Below are 19,461 nucleotides of genomic sequence, written 5' to 3' on the forward strand. Positions count from 1 at the left end.
CAAAATATCACTTTTATCAAAAAATAAATCGCAAAAGGGGTATCCATTTTCTTTTCTCATACGCACTAGTTATATAAACATATCCAAATAGTGTTATTAAAAACAAACGTATGAGAAATTATTGGAACCTATTTATTGTGTGTTTTCTATGCGTATTGTGCTTCCAGCCTTACCAAGTTAATGCTCAAACGCAATCACAAAAGAAAATCACGATTGAGATTAGCAACGAACGACTGCCGTCCGTACTTAAACGCCTGGAAAAAATCTCCGGCTACAAAATCCTATTTACATATGACGATGTCAAAAAATTCACCGTTTCCGGCTCTGTCAAAGATAAGAGTATAGAGCAGACTCTTGACATTATCTTAGCCAATAAACCACTGGAATACCATATTGAAGATCAATTTATCACAATTACTACCAAAGGTCCTTCCAAACAAGCGAAAGTATTCAATGTAAAAGGAGTGGTAATTTCCGGTGATGACGGACAGCCGCTCATCGGTGCAACCGTTGTCATCAAGGGGAGCAAGTCCGGTGTATTAACAGACATAGACGGAAAGTTTTCGATAGAAAATGTATCCAATAAATCCCTGTTGCAATTTTCTTATATAGGAATGAAGCCACAAGATCTGACTCCTACCCCAACTATGAATGTTACATTAATGCCTGATGTACAAACTTTATCAGAAGTGGTAGTAACAGGTATGCAGAAAATGGACAAACGCCTGTTTACAGGAGCAACTAAACAATTGTCCGCAGATGAAGTGAAACTAGATGGTTTGCCTGATATCAGCCGGGGACTTGAAGGACGTGCCGCAGGTGTATCTGTACAAAATGTTTCTGGCACGTTTGGTACTGCCCCGAAAATCCGGGTCCGCGGTGCCACGTCTATTTTCGGTAGTTCAAAACCATTATGGGTGGTAGATGGAGTCATCATGGAGGATGCTATTGACGTAGGCCCGGATGACTTATCTTCAGGAGATGCAGAGACGCTAATCAGTTCAGCCATTGCCGGGTTGAATTCAGATGATATCGAGAGCTTTCAAATATTGAAAGACGGATCAGCAACCTCTATCTATGGCGCGCGAGCTATGGCAGGGGTTATTGTAGTAACAACCAAGAAAGGAAAAGCCGGCGTTAGCAAAATGAGCTATACCGGTGAATTTACAACCCGTATGATTCCCAGTTATAAAGAATTCAACATTATGAACTCGCAGGAACAAATGGGAATCTACAAAGAGATGGAGCAGAAAGGATGGCTTAATAACAGCGATACTTATCGTGCCAAAGATAGTGGTGTATATGGACGTATGTATCAATTAATCAATCAATATAACCCGGTTACAGGACAGTTCGGACTTGCCAACACGCCGGAAGCACGTAATGCTTACCTGCGCGAAGCGGAAATGAGAAATACCGACTGGTTCAATACTTTATTTTCCAACAACATTACACAAAACCATTCGGTCAGTATCACTTCCGGAACAGAAAAGTCTTCATTCTATGCTTCATTAAGTGCGATGTCAGATCCGGGATGGTATAAACAAAGCGAAGTAAAACGTTATACAGCTAATTTAAATACAACATATAATATATATAAGAATTTATCTATAAACCTGATTTCCAGTGCTTCCTACCGTAAACAGAAAGCCCCCGGAACACTGAGTTCAGAGGTCAATGCAGCAAGTGGAGAAGTTACCCGTCAGTTTGACATCAATCCATATTCGTATGCACTAAATACATCACGCGCACTGGATCCAACAGTTGACTATACAGCCAACTATGCACCGTTCAATATCCTCCATGAATTGGATAACAATTATATGGACTTGAATGTAGCTGATGTTAAATTTCAAGGAGAAATAAAATGGAAAGCCCTTCCGGAATTAGAGCTAAGCGCATTAGGAGCAGTCAGATATCAGGCTTCTTCACAAGAACACAATATCAAAGATCACTCGAATCAAGCAACCGCTTATCGCACAGGAATGGACGACGCTACCATTCGTGACGAAAACAACTTATTGTATACCAATCCGGATAATCCGTATGCTTTGCCTATCAGTATACTACCGGAAGGAGGTATTTACCAGCGTAAGGACTATCGTATGTTGGGGGTAGACTTCCGTGCCACAGCGTCCTGGAATCATTTATTTGCAGAAAAGCATATAACCAATCTTTTCGCCGGTATGGAAGTAAATGATTTGAAACGTATGCAAAATTATTTTCAAGGATGGGGAATGCAATATACAATGGGTGAAATACCATCGTATGTATATGAATTCTTCAAGAAGGGCATTGAATCTGGTGAAAGCTATTATGGATTAAACCATACAACAACAAGAAGTGTAGCAGGCTTTGCCAACGCAACTTATTCTTATGATGGACGTTATACAGTAAACGGAACATTCCGCTATGAAGGTACCAACCGCATGGGAAAAAGCCGTTCTTCCCGCTGGCTTCCTACATGGAATATGTCAGGAGCATGGAATGTACATGAAGAAAGCTTCTTCAAGACATTCAGCTCTGTACTGTCACATTTAACATTCAAAGCATCCTACTCTTTAACAGCCGACAGAGGACCGGAATATGTGACCAACTCCCATGCCATAATCACTAGTTATTCACCATTTCGTCCTTTCACCAGCGGACAGGAAACAGGACTTTATGTATCTGATCCTGAAAACAGTGAATTAACCTACGAGAAAAAGCATGAGTTGAACATCGGTGCCGACATGGGATTCTTAGACAACCGGATCAATTTCTCGATCGACTGGTATAAACGCAACAACTATGACCTGATTGGTATTACCCCGACACAAGGAGTAGGCGGTTCTATCTACAAATATGCCAATATAGCTTCCATGAAATCACATGGTATCGAATTCACCATCTCAAGTAAGAATATCCAGTCGAAAGACTTTTCATGGCATACAGACTTCACCTTTTCCAAAGCAAAAAATGAAGTTACGGAACTGAATGCCCGTTCTAGCGTAATGGATTTAGTTTCAGGTTATGGTTTTGCCCGTCAGGGTTACCCGGTACGTGGTTTGTTTTCCATTCCATTTGTCGGCCTAAATTCAAATGGTATCCCGATGTATAATATCAATGGAAAAATAACCAGTACCGATATTGATTTTCAAACACGTGACAACATAGACTACCTAAAATATGAAGGTCCTACTGATCCTACCATAACAGGTAGTTTTGGTAATATTTTCACTTATAAAGCATTCAAACTGAATGTATTCATCACCTATTCATTTGGTAATGTAGTACGTTTGAATCCATGTTTCAGCTATCAATATAGTGACTTATCTTCTATGCCACGCGAATTCAAGAATCGCTGGACAGTGCCGGGTGATGAGAAACGCACGAATATCCCCGCTATTATCTCGAAACGCCAATATGAAGATAATAAAGATTTAATGTATGCATATAATGCCTACAATTATTCTACAGAACGAATTGCCAAGGGAGATTTTATCCGTATGAAGGAGATTTCCTTGTCTTATGATTTCCCCCAATCATGGATTGCACCAGCAAAGATATCTAATTTATCTTTGAAACTTCAGGCTACCAATTTATTCCTGATTTATGCAGATAAAAAACTCAATGGACAGGACCCGGAATTCTTCAATACCGGTGGAGTAGCCTCCCCTGTACCCCGTCAGTTTACATTGACTCTTAGATTAGGATTTTAACCATTCAGATAATTATAAAAATGATGAAATACAGAAACGTCTTATATACAATATTCATTTCAGCTCTATGTCTGGAAACAACTTCCTGTAGTGATTTTTTAGATGAAATGCCGGATAACCGAACTGAATTGACTACTGAAGAAAGTATTACTAAAGTTCTGGTATCTGCATATCCTATGACTACCAACTGCCACATAGGAGAATTTTACAGTGACAATATCGATGAAAATAGCAGAGCATACAGCTATCTTTTCCGATTAAACGAACATTTGTACCGTTGGCAACAAACGACTGAAGAAAATCAGGACTCTCCCCATGCTCTATGGAATGACTGTTATAACTCGATTGCATCAGCCAACCAAGCCTTGGCGGCCATTGAGCAGATGGGAAATCCTCAATCATTATCAGCCCAAAAAGGCGAAGCTTTGGTATGCCGTGCATACAATCATTTTGTATTAGCTACCACATTCTGCAAAGCGTATGGCACAAATGGGGACAAAGACTTGGGTATACCTTACATAAAAGAACCGGAAACATCTGTAAATCCACAATACTCACGCGGAACAGTTGCTGAAGTATACCAAAATATAGCAGCTGATTTAGAAGAAGGACTGCCTTTAATTGATGACAATATTTACTCACGGGTAAAATATCATTTTAATAAAAAGGCCGCTTATGCATTTGCAGCCCGATTTTATCTATATTATACACAGCCGGATTTCTCCAACTGTCAGAAAGTTATCGATTATGCCAATATAGTACTCGGCAATAATGCGTCCCAATATTTACGTGACTGGGCTGCATTAGGAGCTTTATCTCCCAACAAGAATATACAGCCGAACGCTTATGTAGATGCAGATAACCGTGCCAATCTAATGGTAATATCAGCAGCTTCATATTGGCCATTGGTTTCCGATCCGGGTTATGCCAACTGCGAAAGGTATTGCATGAACAATATCACTGCTTCGGAAAGTTGTAAATCCGAAGGTCCATGGGGAGATCAGTCAAGTTATCATCAGATCCCATTTTCACCCGGTGGCTCTATAAAGAACGGATTCCGCCGCTTAGTAATCTATCAGCAATTCACGTCGGGCAACAGTTGGGTCGGCTATATGCTGTATCCTGCTTTTACCACCGATGAAGCATTGCTTTGCCGGGCTGAAGCCTACACGTTACTAAAACGTTATGACGAAGCTGCCGCCGATATAGATGCCTGGCAGAAAGCCTTTACAAAAAACACCCAAACTTTGACCAAGGAGACAATCAATGATTTTTATGCCCGACTAAAATATTACACACCGGAGGCTCCGACAGTAAAAAAGGAATTGCATCCGGATTTTGTAGTAGAAAAAGGAATGCAGGAGAATCTGATACATTGTATTCTACATGCAAGACGCCTGCTAACCTTAGAAGAGGGTCTTAGATGGCAAGATATAAAACGTTATGGCATTGTAATCTACCGCCGCTATTATGAAGGTTATACTTTGGTGAATATCACCGACAAGATGGACACGAATGACCCTAGACGTGCAATTCAGCTACCGGCCAGTGTCATTACGGCAGGTATGCAACCAAATCCAAGAAATGACTAAATAACTTTAGGAGGAAAAAAATATGAAGAAATACATCATATATAGTTTAATCATAACATTGACTTGTGGACTGGGTGCTTGCAACAATGACGAAGACGTAGACAAAGCAAACAGCATTTTCTCCACAGAAGAAGTAGATCGCAACCCATTCGACAAGTGGATATTAGGCAATTATACCCATCCATACAACATTGCATTAAAATATCGCATGGAAGATAACGAGAGCGATATGACACACGTATTAGCGCCTGCCGAATACAAAAAGTCTGTGGTACTGGCTAAAATTATCAAACATGTGTGGCTGGAAGCATACGATGAAGCAACAGGCAATCCGAACTTCTTACGCCAATATATTCCTAAGACAATCCACTTTATCGGTTCTCCTGCCTATGAGGACAATGGAACTATGGTATTAGGAACAGCTGAAGGCGGCATGAAAATTACATTATACAATGTAAATGACATCAATCCCGACAAAATAGATATTAACCTGTTAAACGACTACTATTTCCAGACAATGCACCATGAGTTCGCACATATTCTGCATCAAACCAAAAACTACGATCCGGCATTTGACCGTATTACAGAAAATGCCTATATCGGTAGCGACTGGTATATGGTGGGGGCCGACCGCAACGCATGGCAACAAGGATTTGTCACTCCTTACGCAATGAGTGAATCACGTGAAGATTTTGTGGAAAACATCGCAGTGTATGTCACGAATACCAAAGACTACTGGAATAACATGCTGCAGAATGCCGGTGAAAACGGCCGTGCACTCATAAAGCAGAAATTCGAAATAGTTTATAGTTATATGGAACAAACCTGGGGAATCAATCTGGACGAATTACGCGAGATTGTTCTACGACGCCAGGATGACATAGCAAACGGCTATGTAGACTTAAGTATTATTGAATAAAATATGAAAATTATGAAGAAATATCTATCCATATACACACTTCTGGCATTGGCCTGCATTGTTTTGCAATCTTGTCTTTTCTCCGAAGAAGAAATATTCGACGAATCATCTGCCAATAGAGCCACAGCCGATGTAATCAAATGCCAGGAGATTCTTAAAGATGTGCCGAACGGCTGGAAACTGGAATATTACATAGGAAGCAACTACTCTGCAGGTGCAATCACTTTACTAATGAAATTTGACGGGAAGCAAGTAGAAATGGCTTCGGAAACAGGTGCAGAAAGCTACAAACCGGGAACTATAATAACCTCCCTGTATCAAGTAAAATCGGAACAAAGCACAATGCTCACTTTCGATTCATACAATCCACTGATCCATATGTTTTCAGGTCCTTTAGGCCTGAACATGAACCTGGGAGGAGATTACGAGTTTATTATAATGAGCGCAACTCCTGACAAGGTGATTCTGCAAGGAAAAAAATACAAAAACATAATGGAGATGACGCCTATGCCCAAAGATATACCATGGCGTATTCAAATTGAAGATATCATTAACATTGAGAAAGATGCTTTTCTGAATACATACCATATGGAGAAAGGCGGACAAGTACTGAATTACTTTATACGTGACAATGGCACAATGGCTACATTCTCCGCTTACAGCACCGATTATAGTATCACAAGGAGTTTACCCTATATCTATACCGAAAAAGGATTAAAGTTACAATCCCCGTACAATGTCAACGGACTTGAAATCCAGAACTTCAAATGGGATAGAAAGTCCAGACTATTTGTTTGTACCGACGCAGGAGCCACCGACATCGTACTTAAAGAATATTATCCCGAAAACTATCTGCAATATGAAGACTATATCGGTACCTACACCGCAACGATTGACGATTATGACGAAGGTCCAACTTCGCAATCTGTAACCATCTCTCCTAAAGTCAGAGGAGAAAGTTATACACTGAAAAGTATTGGCGGATTCAACTTCACCCTCCAGTATGACAAAGCCAGCGGAAAACTAGTCTTAGATTCACAAAGTATAAGTTCGACTTCTTCATCATCTTATTACTTTGCGTGTGCAGCAGGTGTGGAAGGTTATGCTCACACAGAATTAAGTCTGCCATCACGCCTACGCAACGGATTGGTAAATGTGACGGCAAACAGCACCCCTTTCACTTTTTACTTTGCGGATAAAGCAAGTCAGGAAAATACCTCATTGATAATCTGGGCTTATTCATCTGATGAATATTCAACCTCCGGACTAATGGGTTACTGGAGCTGGTATAACTCAATCTTAATGGTAAAAGAAAACGAAGGTAATTAATACGATTATGAGAAAGCTTTTTAATATATTCTTATTTGTACTTTGCACCATAGCAATAGCGGGATGCAACGATACGGAAAGCAGCGAATCCAAGTTAGAAATCAAAGCTGTAAATACTAATTTCCAAGCTACCGGCGGAAAAGGATACATACAACTTCAGTCAACAGGAAATATAACAGCAGATGTTGACGTCGATTGGTGTGTGCTGAAAGAAGTAAATCCTAATGAAGTAGTATTCGAAGTAAAAGAAAATACCGGGTACTCTGGTAGAAATGCTTTATTGACAATCAGTAACGGAGTAGAGACAGAAGCGTTCAACATCAATCAATCCGGAGCAGTTTTCATCTTCGGCAAAGACGAATGGATGCTCCGTACCGACAATAAAGCGGCTACTCTGCCAATAAAACTGCAAAGTTCTTTCGATTATACAATAGACATACCCGCAGAAGCTCAAGAATGGTTGTCATTTGAACAGAATGCGAAGGGAATAGATTTCAAGGTAAAAGAAAATATCTCCGGAAAAATGAGAGGAGCTATTGTCAATGTGACAGCAAAAGACAGATCGGCTTCTTATCAGGTAATACAATATGATGTTGACGAGCTTACCGGAACATGGCAAGGCATGTTTTCAGACGGGCAAATGAATTACGGTTTGAAAGATATCACCATTGAAAAACAGGAAGACGGAACATACCTGCTTTCAAACATGCTAACCGGATTGCCTTACAAACTGAAAGCAAAAGCCGTAGACAACTGCCTGGCATTTAAAGCCGGACAAAACCTAGGAGTCTTCGAGGACAATTTATATCTCTCATTCGAAATTCTTAGCTCTGACCTATATTATGTAAAAGATCCTTCCGTAACAATCTCATTAGGCCCCGTAATGTTAACAGACGGAACATTCGTTTTCGCTTTTTCCGGAATAAAAGAGAGTGATCCTTTCGGTTTTGTTTTCCGGGTATATGAAGATGCAGAACTACAGAAGGTTATAGACAATCTGTCCATTTTTATTAACTGTATTCTATTTAAAGAAGACATAATCCAATAACATATGAAAAAGATACTATTAACTAGCTTTATTGCGGCATTAGGATTACTTACTGCGAGCTGTAAAGATGACAATAGCACAGCAGGCGGAGGAGGAGAAATACTCCCGGACCAACAGGTAAGCTGTGAGATATTTATGCCGACCAACGGAGAAACCGTTATAATGTCAGACAAACTGATTATCAGAGGAGAAGGAACGACTAATTATGGTAAAATCATCTCTGCTGAACTTAAAGTGGGCGAAGAAGTTATTACCGACATAAGTTCGGTTCCATTCTATTATGAATACACTTTCCCCAAGGAAGCCGAACCAGGAGAATTGAAAATTGAATTAGCAGTCAAAGGAGATCATGAAGGCAGTGCTTTGGCAACTATTACTGTCACAACAGAACTCGGTAACAGACCTGCACCGCCTCAAATCGGAGAAGATCTCACAGATACACGCGATGGAAATGTATACAAAACAGTGCAACTTGCAGAACAAACCTGGATGGCAGAAAATCTGCGTTATTTGCCTGAACAGAATTTTGATATATCGTCAACAGATCCCAAATATTATGTTATGTTCGACAGTGATATCAAAACAGAATTGGGAAAAGCTTATTTGAAAGCTTATGGAGCCTACTATAACTTACCTGCAGCACTTCAAGGCGAAACAGCGTTAGGAGAAGATGAAACACGGAATATAAAAGGTGTTTGTCCTGACGGATGGCATATTCCTTCACAAAAAGAATGGCAGACATTATCTAAATATGTTTTAGACTCCGGCATGGCCGCTATCATGAATGATGGTCAGGTAGACGAAACAGCAATAGCAAAAGCTTTAGCTTCAACAACAATGTGGATGCTGCCGGAATATACAGAAATAGAACCTCAACCAACTTGGGTTGGCGTAGAAATGGAAAAGAATAATGCAACCTTATTCAACGGTTTACCCATCGGATTCCGTGCATGTGCAGGTGACGAAGACTGGATGCATACCTGCTACAGTGCCGGTTGGTGGAGCTCGACAGCCGGAGTACAAATGGGACCTGAATTCGGTATCACCGTACGTTTATGGTCAGACCTCCACACATTTGTAACCAATGCAGAATTCAATCCCGGAGTAGGTCTTCCTGTCCGTTGCATCAAAGACTAACTATTATATTATTACTCACTAAATATAAATACATTTATGAAAAAATTTGGATTCTTTTTATTTGCAGTCTTAGGACTAATTGCTTGTGGCGATGACAACAATGACCCTACTCCCGAGCAACATGTAACATGCTCCATATCTGCACCTGCTGAAGGAGCTACGGTAAACATTGCAGAAAAAATGACAATCAAAGGAGAAGCTACGATTGACTTTGGTGAAATCTCAAACGTCACATTAAAAGTAGGAGGCAAAGCTATATCAGAAGTTACCGCAGTGCCTTTTAGCTATGACTATACGTTTGAAGCTAACCAAGCCGAAGGAGCATTGAAAATTGAATTAACCGTCAAAGGTGATCAGGGAACAATGGCTACAAGCGAAGTTAACATCACTCTGACAAAGCCGGAACCAACTCCTGAACCAGGCGAAGGAGAAATGGTTGATTCACGTGACAACCATGTATACAAAACCGTAGAAATCGGTGAGCAGACATGGATGGCTGAAAATCTGGCTTATTTACCTAAAGTGAATAAACCTACCGCTGCCGCTACTTGCGAAGGGGAACCTCTCTATTTCGTTTATGACTACGATGGTGAAGATGTAAATGCCGCAAAAAATACTGAAATATACAAGACATATGGAGTTCTATATAACTGGTATGCTGCAATGAATAAAGAAAATGAAGAAGGAAAGGATGCAGATGCTGTACCAAGTGGAGTGCAAGGAATCTGTCCAACCGGATGGCACCTACCTAGTAAAGCAGAGTGGAAAATATTAGAAAATTTTGTAGCTGAACAATTAGATCCTGTTGAAGGAGATGTATGGGAAGATGACTTTGGAGACAAACACTCTGATCCAAATTGCAAGAATGTTTGGTCGGCATTAGCCGGTCTTGAAGGATGGAGTCCTTCCGGAAACTCCGACATGAACCCAGACTTGGCAAATGGACCTCGTAATACTTACGGACTTACAATTATTCCTTCCGGACAATGCTATCAAACAGGAAGCTTTGGCTGGTCAGAAAGTGGTGTCGATTTCTGGACCACAGATATGCAAACCCAAGGGGCAGGAAATATTACTTTTAGTAATAATAGTTACGGAATAACTTATTCTAAATATGGAATAACCCCCAAACGTGGTTTTCCTATACGTTGTATAAAAGACTAATTTATAATATAAATCTCTCTTAAGTAAAAGGAGGTGTGTTGGGATAACACGCCTCCTTTTCTGTTTATAAATAATTAAGCAACATTTCTCTATCAATCTAATCTTCGCAAAAAAGCAAATTAAAAAATAAACAGACCTTGACAACAAACTAACCAAAAATTTGTTTACTTTGTATCCCATCAATGATTGAACTACTAATAAATTCCATATAATATGGCAAAAAAGAAAGAAAAGAAAGAGAAAAAGGCCGGCAAAAGAATGAGTAAGAAAGAGCTGGCAGCATTATTAATAGACTTTTTCCATGCCAAATCCAGCGAGACCTTGAGTATGAAATATATATTTTCAGAACTGCGTCTCACCACCCATCCGCAGAAAATGCTATGCGTCGATATATTACATGACCTTTTAGCTGACGATTATATTTCCGAAATAGAAAAAGGAAAATTCCGTCTCAACAATCATGGAACGGAGATGACAGGCACTTTCCAACGGAAAAGCAATGGTAAGAATTCATTTATTCCTGAAGGAGGAGGCGAACCGATATTTGTGGCCGAACGCAATTCGGCACATGCCATGAACAATGACAAAGTAAAAATTGCTTTTTATGCCAAACGGAAGAACAGAGAAGCAGAAGGAGAAGTAATAGAAATACTGGAACGTGCAAACGATACTTTCGTCGGCACACTGGAAGTAGCCAAGTCATACGCATTCCTGGTGACAGAGAACCGTACACTTGCCAATGATATTTTCATTCCGAAAGATAAGCTGAAAGGCGGTAAAACCGGAGATAAAGCCATTGTGAAAGTAACCGAATGGCCGGACAAGGCTAAGAATCCTATCGGACAAGTAATAGATATATTAGGTCAGGCTGGTGACAATACCACAGAGATGCACGCTATTCTTGCGGAATTCGGTCTGCCGTATGTATATCCGAAAGCAGTAGAAACAGCAGCAGACAAGATTCCTGCCGAGATTTCAGCAGAAGAGATTGCCAAACGCGAAGATTTCCGTAAGGTAACAACTTTCACCATCGACCCGAAAGATGCCAAAGACTTTGACGACGCACTTTCCATCCGCAAACTGAAAGACGGATTATGGGAAGTGGGTGTACACATTGCCGACGTGACACATTACGTAAAAGAAGGAGGAATCATCGACAAGGAAGCAGAAAAACGGGCAACCTCCGTTTACCTGGTAGACCGTACCATTCCGATGCTTCCCGAACGGCTGTGTAACTTCATTTGTTCACTCCGCCCGAACGAAGAAAAACTAGCTTTCTCCGTTATCTTCGATATTACGGAAAAAGGAGAAATCAAAGACTCACGCATCGTACATACGGTTATCAACTCCGACCGTCGCTTCACCTATGAAGAGGCACAACAAATCATAGAAACAAAAGAAGGAGACTTCAAAGAAGAAGTGCTCACATTAGATACCATTGCCAAAGCACTGCGCGAAAAACGTTTCTCTGCAGGAGCCATCAACTTCGACCGCTACGAAGTGAAGTTCGAGATTGACGAAAAAGGAAAACCAATCAGCGTTTACTTCAAGGAGTCAAAAGATGCTAATAAACTGGTGGAAGAATTCATGTTGCTCGCTAACAGAACAGTGGCAGAGTTTGTAGGTAAAGTGCCCAAAAATAAAAAGCCCAAAGTGCTTCCCTACCGTATTCACGACCTGCCCGATCCGGAGAAGTTGGAAAACTTGTCACAGTTCATTGCCCGCTTCGGCTACAAAGTGCGCACAAGCGGAACGAAGACGGATATCTCCAAATCCATCAACCACTTATTGGATGACATTCATGGAAAGAAAGAAGAGAACCTGATTGAAACGGTATCTATCCGCGCCATGCAAAAAGCACGTTATTCAACTCATAACATCGGCCACTACGGACTGGCCTTCGAATATTACACTCACTTTACTTCTCCCATCCGCCGTTTCCCGGACATGATGGTACATCGTTTGGTGACGAAATATATGGACGGAGGGCGCAGCGTATCCGAAGCCAAGTACGAGGACCTCTGCGACCACAGCTCCAACATGGAACAAATCGCAGCCAATGCCGAGCGTGCTTCCATCAAATATAAACAGGTGGAATTTATGAGCGAACGTCTGGGACAGATTTACGACGGTGTAATCTCCGGCGTAACCGAGTGGGGACTTTATGTAGAACTGAACGAAAACAAATGTGAAGGTCTGGTTCCTGTGCGTGACTTGGATGATGACTATTACGAATTCGACGAGAAGAACTATTGTCTTCGCGGACGCCGCAAAAACAAAATATACAGTTTGGGAGACGCTATTACTGTTCGGGTAGCCCGTGCCAATTTGGAGAAGAAACAATTGGACTTCGAATTAATAGAAAAGTAAAAGTTTGAATATTCAAGCAAACTGAAAAGCTCATTCAACCCCTGATAACATTAGTACGGGAATACGATTGATTAGATAAATCTGTGAAAACAACAAGAAAAAAGTTTGCATAGATTTGTGTAATCAGTCGTAAGTCTGTACTTTAGCGTATCATTTTGATTATTCTTACTATTATAACATTCATATATCCATGAAGACTGTCATTATCGAAGACAAACAACGAATCGAGTCCATTATCCTGCATTGCGATGCCTGTTTTGTGGGCATTACAGATTTAGAAGGTAATCCCTATGTAGTTCCCATGAACTTCGGTTATGAAAATGGCACCATATATCTGCATTCAGGTCCCGAAGGCAGCAAGTTAGAGATGTTGGAACATAATAATAATGTATGTATCACTTTCAGCCTCGGACATAAACTTGTCTACCAACACGAAAAGGTAGCCTGCAGTTACAGTATGCGTTCCGAAAGCGCGATGTGTCGGGGGCAAGTGGAATTCATCGAAGAGATAGACGATAAACGCCGTGCACTGGATATCATCATGCGACATTATACAGACAACGCATTCAGCTATTCCGATCCTGCCGTACGTAACGTAAAAGTGTGGAAAGTAGCCGTCCGGCAGATGACAGGAAAAGTCTTCGGTCTGCGAGCCAACGAAAAGCCATAAAACAGTTTCCGGCTTTCGGCTAATGAATTTAACTTCATACTCCACACCCGTTTAAGAAACGAATTCAGCATTCAAGAAGCATGACGGAGCATCTCCAAGCAAATTTCTCCAAACAAAAGTTCAGGGCACTTTTACCCTCACACCCTCACCCTCTGCCTGTATCTCTTTATCCATCGGCATCACAGGTGTGAGGGTAAAGGTGAGGGTAAGTGAGGGTAGACTGTTACCCTCACCCTGTCTCATTGTAAGCGTCGTCCTGCTTCCCCGCATTACATAAGAAATGCAACCGGTATACATCTGTTATCCCTTCATTATCCATCCGTTAAACCACCGATATAGTTAATTCCCCACGGCCGTGGGGAGATCTTCCCACAGCCGTGGTAACTTCTCGTCACAGCCGTGGAGAGAATTCGTCACGGCCGTGGTAAACTAACCATATCGGTAGTCTGATGCAAGAAGAGCGGTAACTTAATACAATAATAAAGGGGAGATAAGGTATTCTTCCCTGCTTCATAATATCCATTCTCCCTATACACCAGTACCAAGACAGCCGTTTATAACATGATTATAAAGACTATTCTATCCTCTCATTTCAAATTCTTTTTGTATACTTGCAGCATAAATAGATAAGTACTCTTACAAATAAATAAATTATGAAGAAATTACTATGTCTCGCCCTGTTAATATCTGCCGGAAGTATCTACACCGGCAATATCTCGGCAAGCAACAAACCTACCGGTAACAAATCCGGCAACAACTCAAAGGACATATACAAAAAGACCTGGATCGACTTCAATAAGAACGGTGTAAAGGACGTATACGAAGATCCCTCCGCTCCTATCGAGACCCGTATCGCAGATTTGCTTTCGCAAATGACGCTGGAAGAGAAAACCTGTCAGATGGCTACTCTCTACGGTTCGGGACGGGTATTGAAAGATACATGGCCTACTGCCGCATGGTCAGAAGAAATCTGGAAGGACGGTATCGGAAACATTGATGAGCAGGCGAACGGACTGGGTAAGTTCGGTTCTGAGATCTCCTATCCGTATGCCAACAGCGTCAAGAACCGGCACAGCATTCAACGCTGGTTTGTGGAACAGACACGACTGGGGATTCCGGTGGACTTCACCAATGAAGGAATACGCGGATTGTGCCACGACCGGGCTACCATGTTTCCCGCCCAATGCGGTCAAGGTGCCACATGGAACAAGAAACTGATCCGGGAAATTGCGAAAGTCACTGCAGATGAGGCAAAAGCACTGGGATATACCAATATTTATTCTCCTATTCTGGATATTGCACAAGATCCTCGCTGGGGACGTGTGGTAGAAAGTTATGGAGAAGATCCTTATCTGGTGGGCGAATTAGGGAAACAGATGATACTCGGTCTGCAAAGTGAGGGTATCGTTGCTACTCCCAAGCATTTTGCCGTGTATAGCATCCCGGTCGGTGGACGTGACGGAGGTACGCGTACTGATCCGCACGTGGCTCCGCGTGAGATGAAGACTCTTTATCTGGAACCTTTCCGCAAAGGTATTCAGGAGGCGGGTGCTTTAGGAGTGATGAGTTCGTATAATGATTATGACGGAGAGCCTGTTTCGGGAAGTTATCATTTCCTCACGGAGATTCTGCGTCAGCAATGGGGATTCAAAGGATATGTAGTATCGGATAGTGAGGCGGTAGAGTTTCTGCACACCAAACATCGTATCACCCCGACTGAAGAAGAGATGGCGGCACAAGTGGTCAATGCAGGATTGAATATCCGTACCAACTTTACTCCGCCACAAGATTTCATTCTCCCGTTGCGTCGTGCTATCAACGAAGGTAAAGTCTCTTTGCATACGCTCGATCAACGTGTCGGTGAGATTCTGCGTGTTAAGTTTATGATGGGACTTTTTGATAATCCGTATCCCGGTGATGACCGTCGTCCGGAGACAGTGGTACACAATGACGCTCATAAAGCAGTATCTATGAAAGCCGCTTTAGAGTCTATCGTCCTTTTGAAAAATGAGAATCAAATGCTTCCGTTATCCAGAAACTTCAGCAAAATAGCAGTGATTGGTCCGAATGCGGAAGAAGTGAAGGAACTGACTTGCAGATATGGTCCTGCCAATGCGCCTATAAAGACTGTATATCAGGGAATCAAAGAATATCTGCCTAACTCGGAAGTTCGCTATGCGAAAGGCTGTGACATTATTGATAAATATTTCCCGGAAAGCGAACTGTACAATGTTCCATTAGATACACAAGAGCAGGCAATGATTCGTGAAGCGGTAGAACTAGCAAAGGCTTCGGATGTCGCTATCCTCGTATTAGGTGGAAATGAGAAGACGGTTCGGGAAGAGTTTTCACGCACCAATCTTGACCTCTGCGGACGTCAGCAACAATTATTGGAAGCGGTTTATGCAACAGGTAAACCTGTCGTTCTGGTGATGGTGGACGGAAGGGCAGCAACCATCAACTGGGCAAACAAATATGTTCCTGCCATCATTCATGCCTGGTTCCCCGGCGAATTTATGGGGGATGCCATTGCCAAGGTTCTTTTTGGAGACTATAACCCGGGAGGACGCTTGGCTGTCACTTTCCCGAAATCAGTTGGACAGATACCTTTCGCTTTCCCATTCAAACCGGGTTCGGATTCTAAAGGAAAAGTTCGTGTTGCCGGTATGCTTTATCCCTTCGGATATGGTTTAAGCTATACGACCTTCGGATATTCAGACTTGAAAATATCTAAACCGGTAATCGGTCCACAAGAAAATATCACACTTTCATGCACTGTGAAGAATACAGGAAAGAAAGCAGGAGACGAAGTAGTCCAGCTTTATATCCGCGATGATTTTAGCAGTGTTACCACCTACGATAAAGTATTGCGTGGTTTTGAACGTATTCATTTGCAACCGGGAGAAGAACAAACTGTCAGCTTTACACTTACTCCTCAAGACTTGGGGTTATGGGACAAGAATAATCAGTTTACGGTAGAGCCGGGAAGTTTCTCGGTGATGGTGGGAGCTTCTTCACAGGATATACGGTTGAAGGGAAGTTTCGAGGTTCAATAAACTAAAAATGTAGGCAGACAAAGATTACCTACCTTCAAAATACTTATTAAAATATGGTCAAACAATAAATTGAGACTCCATTCTCTTTCTATCGTTTGACCATATTTGATGAATATACCTAAACTAACCTTATTGAAAACGTCGCTTTAGCTATGTTATTGCAAACTGAATTTCTTTGTTTGTACGTCGCGACTATTTCCACCAACCATCACTTCAAATTCTCCCGGTTCACATACCCAATCCAGCGCACTGTTATAGAATTTCAGTTGTTCTGCTGTGATATCGAAAGAGACAGTACGGCTTTCCCCTTTCTTCAAATGGATACGCTCGAAGCCTTTAAGTTCTTTCACCGGACGTGCTACACTCCCTACCATATCACGAATATACATTTGTATGATTTCGTCAGCATCATAGCTGCCCGTATTGGTGACGGTGACAGAAGCGGTTATCTTACCCTTTTCATTCATTGAGTTATTGCTAAGTCGGAGATCACCGTAACGGAATGTGGTGTATGACAATCCATATCCAAATGGATAAAGAGGATCATTGTCTATATCAAGATAGTTACTACGGAATTTACTGAACCACTTTCCTGCTTCTAAAGGACGACCTGTATTCAAATGATTGTAATACAAAGGAATTTGTCCTACGTTCTTCGGGAAGGTCGTAGTCAGTTTTCCACTCGGAGAGACATCTCCGAATACTACATCACAAATCGCGTCGGCTGCTTCACTGCCTCCGAACCATACATTCAGTATAGCCGGAAAATTTTCCTGTTCCCAAGTCATCACAGTGCTGCGACCTGCAAAATAGACCAGTACAATCGGTTTGCCTGTCTTTTTCAATGCTGTCAGAAGATCACGCTGCGCATCCGGCATTTCAAGATTAGTACGGCTGCTGGATTCACCACTCATTTCAGACGATTCACCAACTGCTGCCACAATCACATCCGCTTGGGAAGCTACATTCAAAGCCTCATCAAGCAATTCCTGCGCACTACGCGGATCACGCATCTCACGACCGAACATGGTAGCTTCCGCCTCTCTTTGAGCATCATACATCAGATTTGAACCTTTTGCATAAAGAACTTCCGCCTTGCCTGCCAATGATTGCTTCATGCTTTCATACAGGGAATTGTATTTGTCAGAAGCTGCCGCCACACTCCATGTACCCGGCATATTAGCCTTTGTATTGGCAAGCGGGCCGACAAGAGCTATTTTACCTTTACGCTGTAATGGAAGCAGGTTATTTTCATTCTTCAAAAGTACAAATGTCTCAGTAGCTATTTTACGGGCTATGGCACGGTTTTCTGCCGTAAAGATATCTTTCTTTACACGACTTGCATCACAATATTTATAAGGATCATCAAATAATCCGAGCTTGTATTTCGCTTCGAGAATACGACGGCAGGCTTTGTCTATTTCAGCCATTGTCACTTTCCCTTCTTTTAGAGATTTCTCCAAAGTAGTAAGGAAACCGTCTGCAACCATATCCATATCGGTTCCGGCACTAAGTGACATGGCAGATACCTGTTGAAGATCTCCCATTCCATGAGCAATCATCTCGGAAATAGCTGTATAGTCTGTCACAACGAAACCATCAAATCCCCAACGGTCACGCAAGACATCAGTCATCAGCCATTTGTTGCCGGTAGCCGGAATACCGTCAACCACATTGAAAGAAGTCATCACACTACCCACACCAGCGTCAATAGCCGCTTTATAAGGAGGGAAATAATTGTTGAACATACTTAGGTGACTCATGTCTACTGTGTTATAGTCACGACCGGCTTCGGGTGCGCCATATAGGGCAAAGTGTTTCACACAAGCCATGATGGTGTTCTTATCCGTCAAATCATCACCTTGATAGCCTTTTACCATAGCAACTGAAATCTCCGAACCTAAATAAGGATCTTCGCCTCCACCTTCAGCCATACGTCCCCAACGGGGATCACGACAGATATCAACCATAGGGCTGAAAGTCCAGCAAATGCCATCAGCACTGGATTCTTTTGCCGCTATACGGGCGGATTCTTTGATAGCCTCCATATCCCAACTACAAGAGAGTGCCAAAGGAATAGGAAAAACAGTCTCATATCCGTGAATGACATCCATACCAAACAACAAAGGAATTTTCAAACGGCTCTGCTCTACGGCAATCTTTTGGACTTCCCGAATATTCTCCACTCCTTTTACATTGAAAAGACCACCGACCTGACCTTTCCTTATCTTACCGGCCACATCACTGCTTTTAGCTTGTCCGGTAACAATCTCACCCGACACAGGAAGGTTGAGTTGACCGATCTTCTCCTGCAGAGTCATCCTCCCCATCAGGTTGTCAATAAACTGATCCATTTTACCCTTATCGGCTTGCGGGGCAGCCATAGCAGTGACAGCAGACGCCGTAATCACTGCAGTTAGCAAAAATCTACCTATTCTCATATTCTGTTTTTATATTTATATTATTCTTTCTTCT

12 protein-coding genes are annotated in these 19,461 nt (G+C 41.9%); 10 read left to right on the top strand and 2 right to left on the bottom strand.

What is annotated here, in order from left to right:
- The first annotated feature begins 110 nt into the window (after window positions 1–110).
- From GD631_RS04030 to GD631_RS04070, 9 genes are all read left to right on the top strand, one after another.
- Window positions 111–3,701: a SusC/RagA family TonB-linked outer membrane protein gene (locus tag GD631_RS04030; RefSeq protein WP_185911575.1), complete on the top strand. Its 3,591-nt coding sequence runs from the start codon at window positions 111–113 to the stop codon at window positions 3,699–3,701.
- A 23-nt stretch (window positions 3,702–3,724) separates the two neighbouring features.
- Window positions 3,725–5,293 (top strand): RagB/SusD family nutrient uptake outer membrane protein, encoded by a 1,569-nt coding sequence (locus tag GD631_RS04035; RefSeq protein ID WP_143258965.1) that lies wholly within the window; start codon window positions 3,725–3,727, stop codon window positions 5,291–5,293.
- 22 nt (window positions 5,294–5,315) lie between these two features.
- Window positions 5,316–6,212, top strand: a complete 897-nt coding sequence (locus GD631_RS04040) for a zinc-binding metallopeptidase (RefSeq protein WP_143258887.1) — start codon at window positions 5,316–5,318, stop codon at window positions 6,210–6,212.
- A 12-nt stretch (window positions 6,213–6,224) separates the two neighbouring features.
- On the top strand, window positions 6,225–7,541 hold the full coding sequence (locus tag GD631_RS04045) for a DUF4302 domain-containing protein (protein ID WP_143258886.1): 1,317 nt from the start codon (window positions 6,225–6,227) through the stop codon (window positions 7,539–7,541).
- A 7-nt stretch (window positions 7,542–7,548) separates the two neighbouring features.
- Complete coding sequence (locus GD631_RS04050) at window positions 7,549–8,589, top strand: BACON domain-containing protein (protein ID WP_143258885.1); 1,041 nt, start codon at window positions 7,549–7,551, stop codon at window positions 8,587–8,589.
- 3 nt (window positions 8,590–8,592) lie between these two features.
- Window positions 8,593–9,726, top strand: coding sequence for an FISUMP domain-containing protein (locus tag GD631_RS04055; protein ID WP_143258884.1), 1,134 nt, complete (start codon window positions 8,593–8,595; stop codon window positions 9,724–9,726).
- A gap of 36 nt (window positions 9,727–9,762) precedes the next feature.
- A complete protein-coding gene (locus GD631_RS04060) occupies window positions 9,763–10,890 on the top strand; it encodes an FISUMP domain-containing protein (RefSeq protein ID WP_143258883.1) in 1,128 nt (375 codons plus the stop codon).
- Between the two features lie 213 nt (window positions 10,891–11,103).
- Window positions 11,104–13,260 (top strand): ribonuclease R, encoded by a 2,157-nt coding sequence (rnr, locus tag GD631_RS04065; protein ID WP_143258882.1) that lies wholly within the window; start codon window positions 11,104–11,106, stop codon window positions 13,258–13,260.
- Between the two features lie 190 nt (window positions 13,261–13,450).
- Window positions 13,451–13,930, top strand: a complete 480-nt coding sequence (locus GD631_RS04070) for a pyridoxamine 5'-phosphate oxidase family protein (protein ID WP_008023449.1) — start codon at window positions 13,451–13,453, stop codon at window positions 13,928–13,930.
- 120 nt (window positions 13,931–14,050) lie between these two features.
- Here the strand turns inward: GD631_RS04070 and GD631_RS22260 are convergent, their stop codons facing one another.
- Window positions 14,051–14,173, bottom strand: a complete 123-nt coding sequence (locus GD631_RS22260) for a hypothetical protein (protein ID WP_255436084.1) — start codon at window positions 14,171–14,173, stop codon at window positions 14,051–14,053.
- A 410-nt stretch (window positions 14,174–14,583) separates the two neighbouring features.
- Between GD631_RS22260 and GD631_RS04075 the strand changes: the two genes are divergently transcribed.
- On the top strand, window positions 14,584–16,986 hold the full coding sequence (locus tag GD631_RS04075) for a glycoside hydrolase family 3 N-terminal domain-containing protein (RefSeq protein WP_143258881.1): 2,403 nt from the start codon (window positions 14,584–14,586) through the stop codon (window positions 16,984–16,986).
- 155 nt (window positions 16,987–17,141) lie between these two features.
- On the opposite strand, the gene bglX is transcribed toward GD631_RS04075, so the two are convergent.
- Complete coding sequence (gene bglX, locus GD631_RS04080; protein ID WP_143258880.1) at window positions 17,142–19,427, bottom strand: beta-glucosidase BglX; 2,286 nt, start codon at window positions 19,425–19,427, stop codon at window positions 17,142–17,144.
- Window positions 19,428–19,461: the final 34 nt, after the last annotated feature.

The sequence above is a fragment of the Bacteroides luhongzhouii genome (assembly GCF_009193295.2).
Lineage (GTDB): Bacteria > Bacteroidota > Bacteroidia > Bacteroidales > Bacteroidaceae > Bacteroides > Bacteroides luhongzhouii.

Excerpts from the sequence above, each read along its gene's own strand:
- GD631_RS04030 (WP_185911575.1), top strand. The coding sequence starts at position 111 with ATGAGAAATTATTGGAACCTATTTATTGTGTGTTTTCTATGCGTATTG.
- GD631_RS04035 (WP_143258965.1), top strand. The coding sequence starts at position 3,725 with ATGAAATACAGAAACGTCTTATATACAATATTCATTTCAGCTCTATGT.
- GD631_RS04040 (WP_143258887.1), top strand. The coding sequence starts at position 5,316 with ATGAAGAAATACATCATATATAGTTTAATCATAACATTGACTTGTGGA.
- GD631_RS04045 (WP_143258886.1), top strand. The coding sequence starts at position 6,225 with ATGAAGAAATATCTATCCATATACACACTTCTGGCATTGGCCTGCATT.
- GD631_RS04050 (WP_143258885.1), top strand. The coding sequence starts at position 7,549 with ATGAGAAAGCTTTTTAATATATTCTTATTTGTACTTTGCACCATAGCA.
- GD631_RS04055 (WP_143258884.1), top strand. The coding sequence starts at position 8,593 with ATGAAAAAGATACTATTAACTAGCTTTATTGCGGCATTAGGATTACTT.
- GD631_RS04060 (WP_143258883.1), top strand. The coding sequence starts at position 9,763 with ATGAAAAAATTTGGATTCTTTTTATTTGCAGTCTTAGGACTAATTGCT.
- rnr (WP_143258882.1), top strand. The coding sequence starts at position 11,104 with ATGGCAAAAAAGAAAGAAAAGAAAGAGAAAAAGGCCGGCAAAAGAATG.
- GD631_RS04070 (WP_008023449.1), top strand. The coding sequence starts at position 13,451 with ATGAAGACTGTCATTATCGAAGACAAACAACGAATCGAGTCCATTATC.
- GD631_RS22260 (WP_255436084.1), bottom strand. The coding sequence starts at position 14,173 with ATGAGACAGGGTGAGGGTAACAGTCTACCCTCACTTACCCTCACCTTT.
- GD631_RS04075 (WP_143258881.1), top strand. The coding sequence starts at position 14,584 with ATGAAGAAATTACTATGTCTCGCCCTGTTAATATCTGCCGGAAGTATC.
- bglX (WP_143258880.1), bottom strand. The coding sequence starts at position 19,427 with ATGAGAATAGGTAGATTTTTGCTAACTGCAGTGATTACGGCGTCTGCT.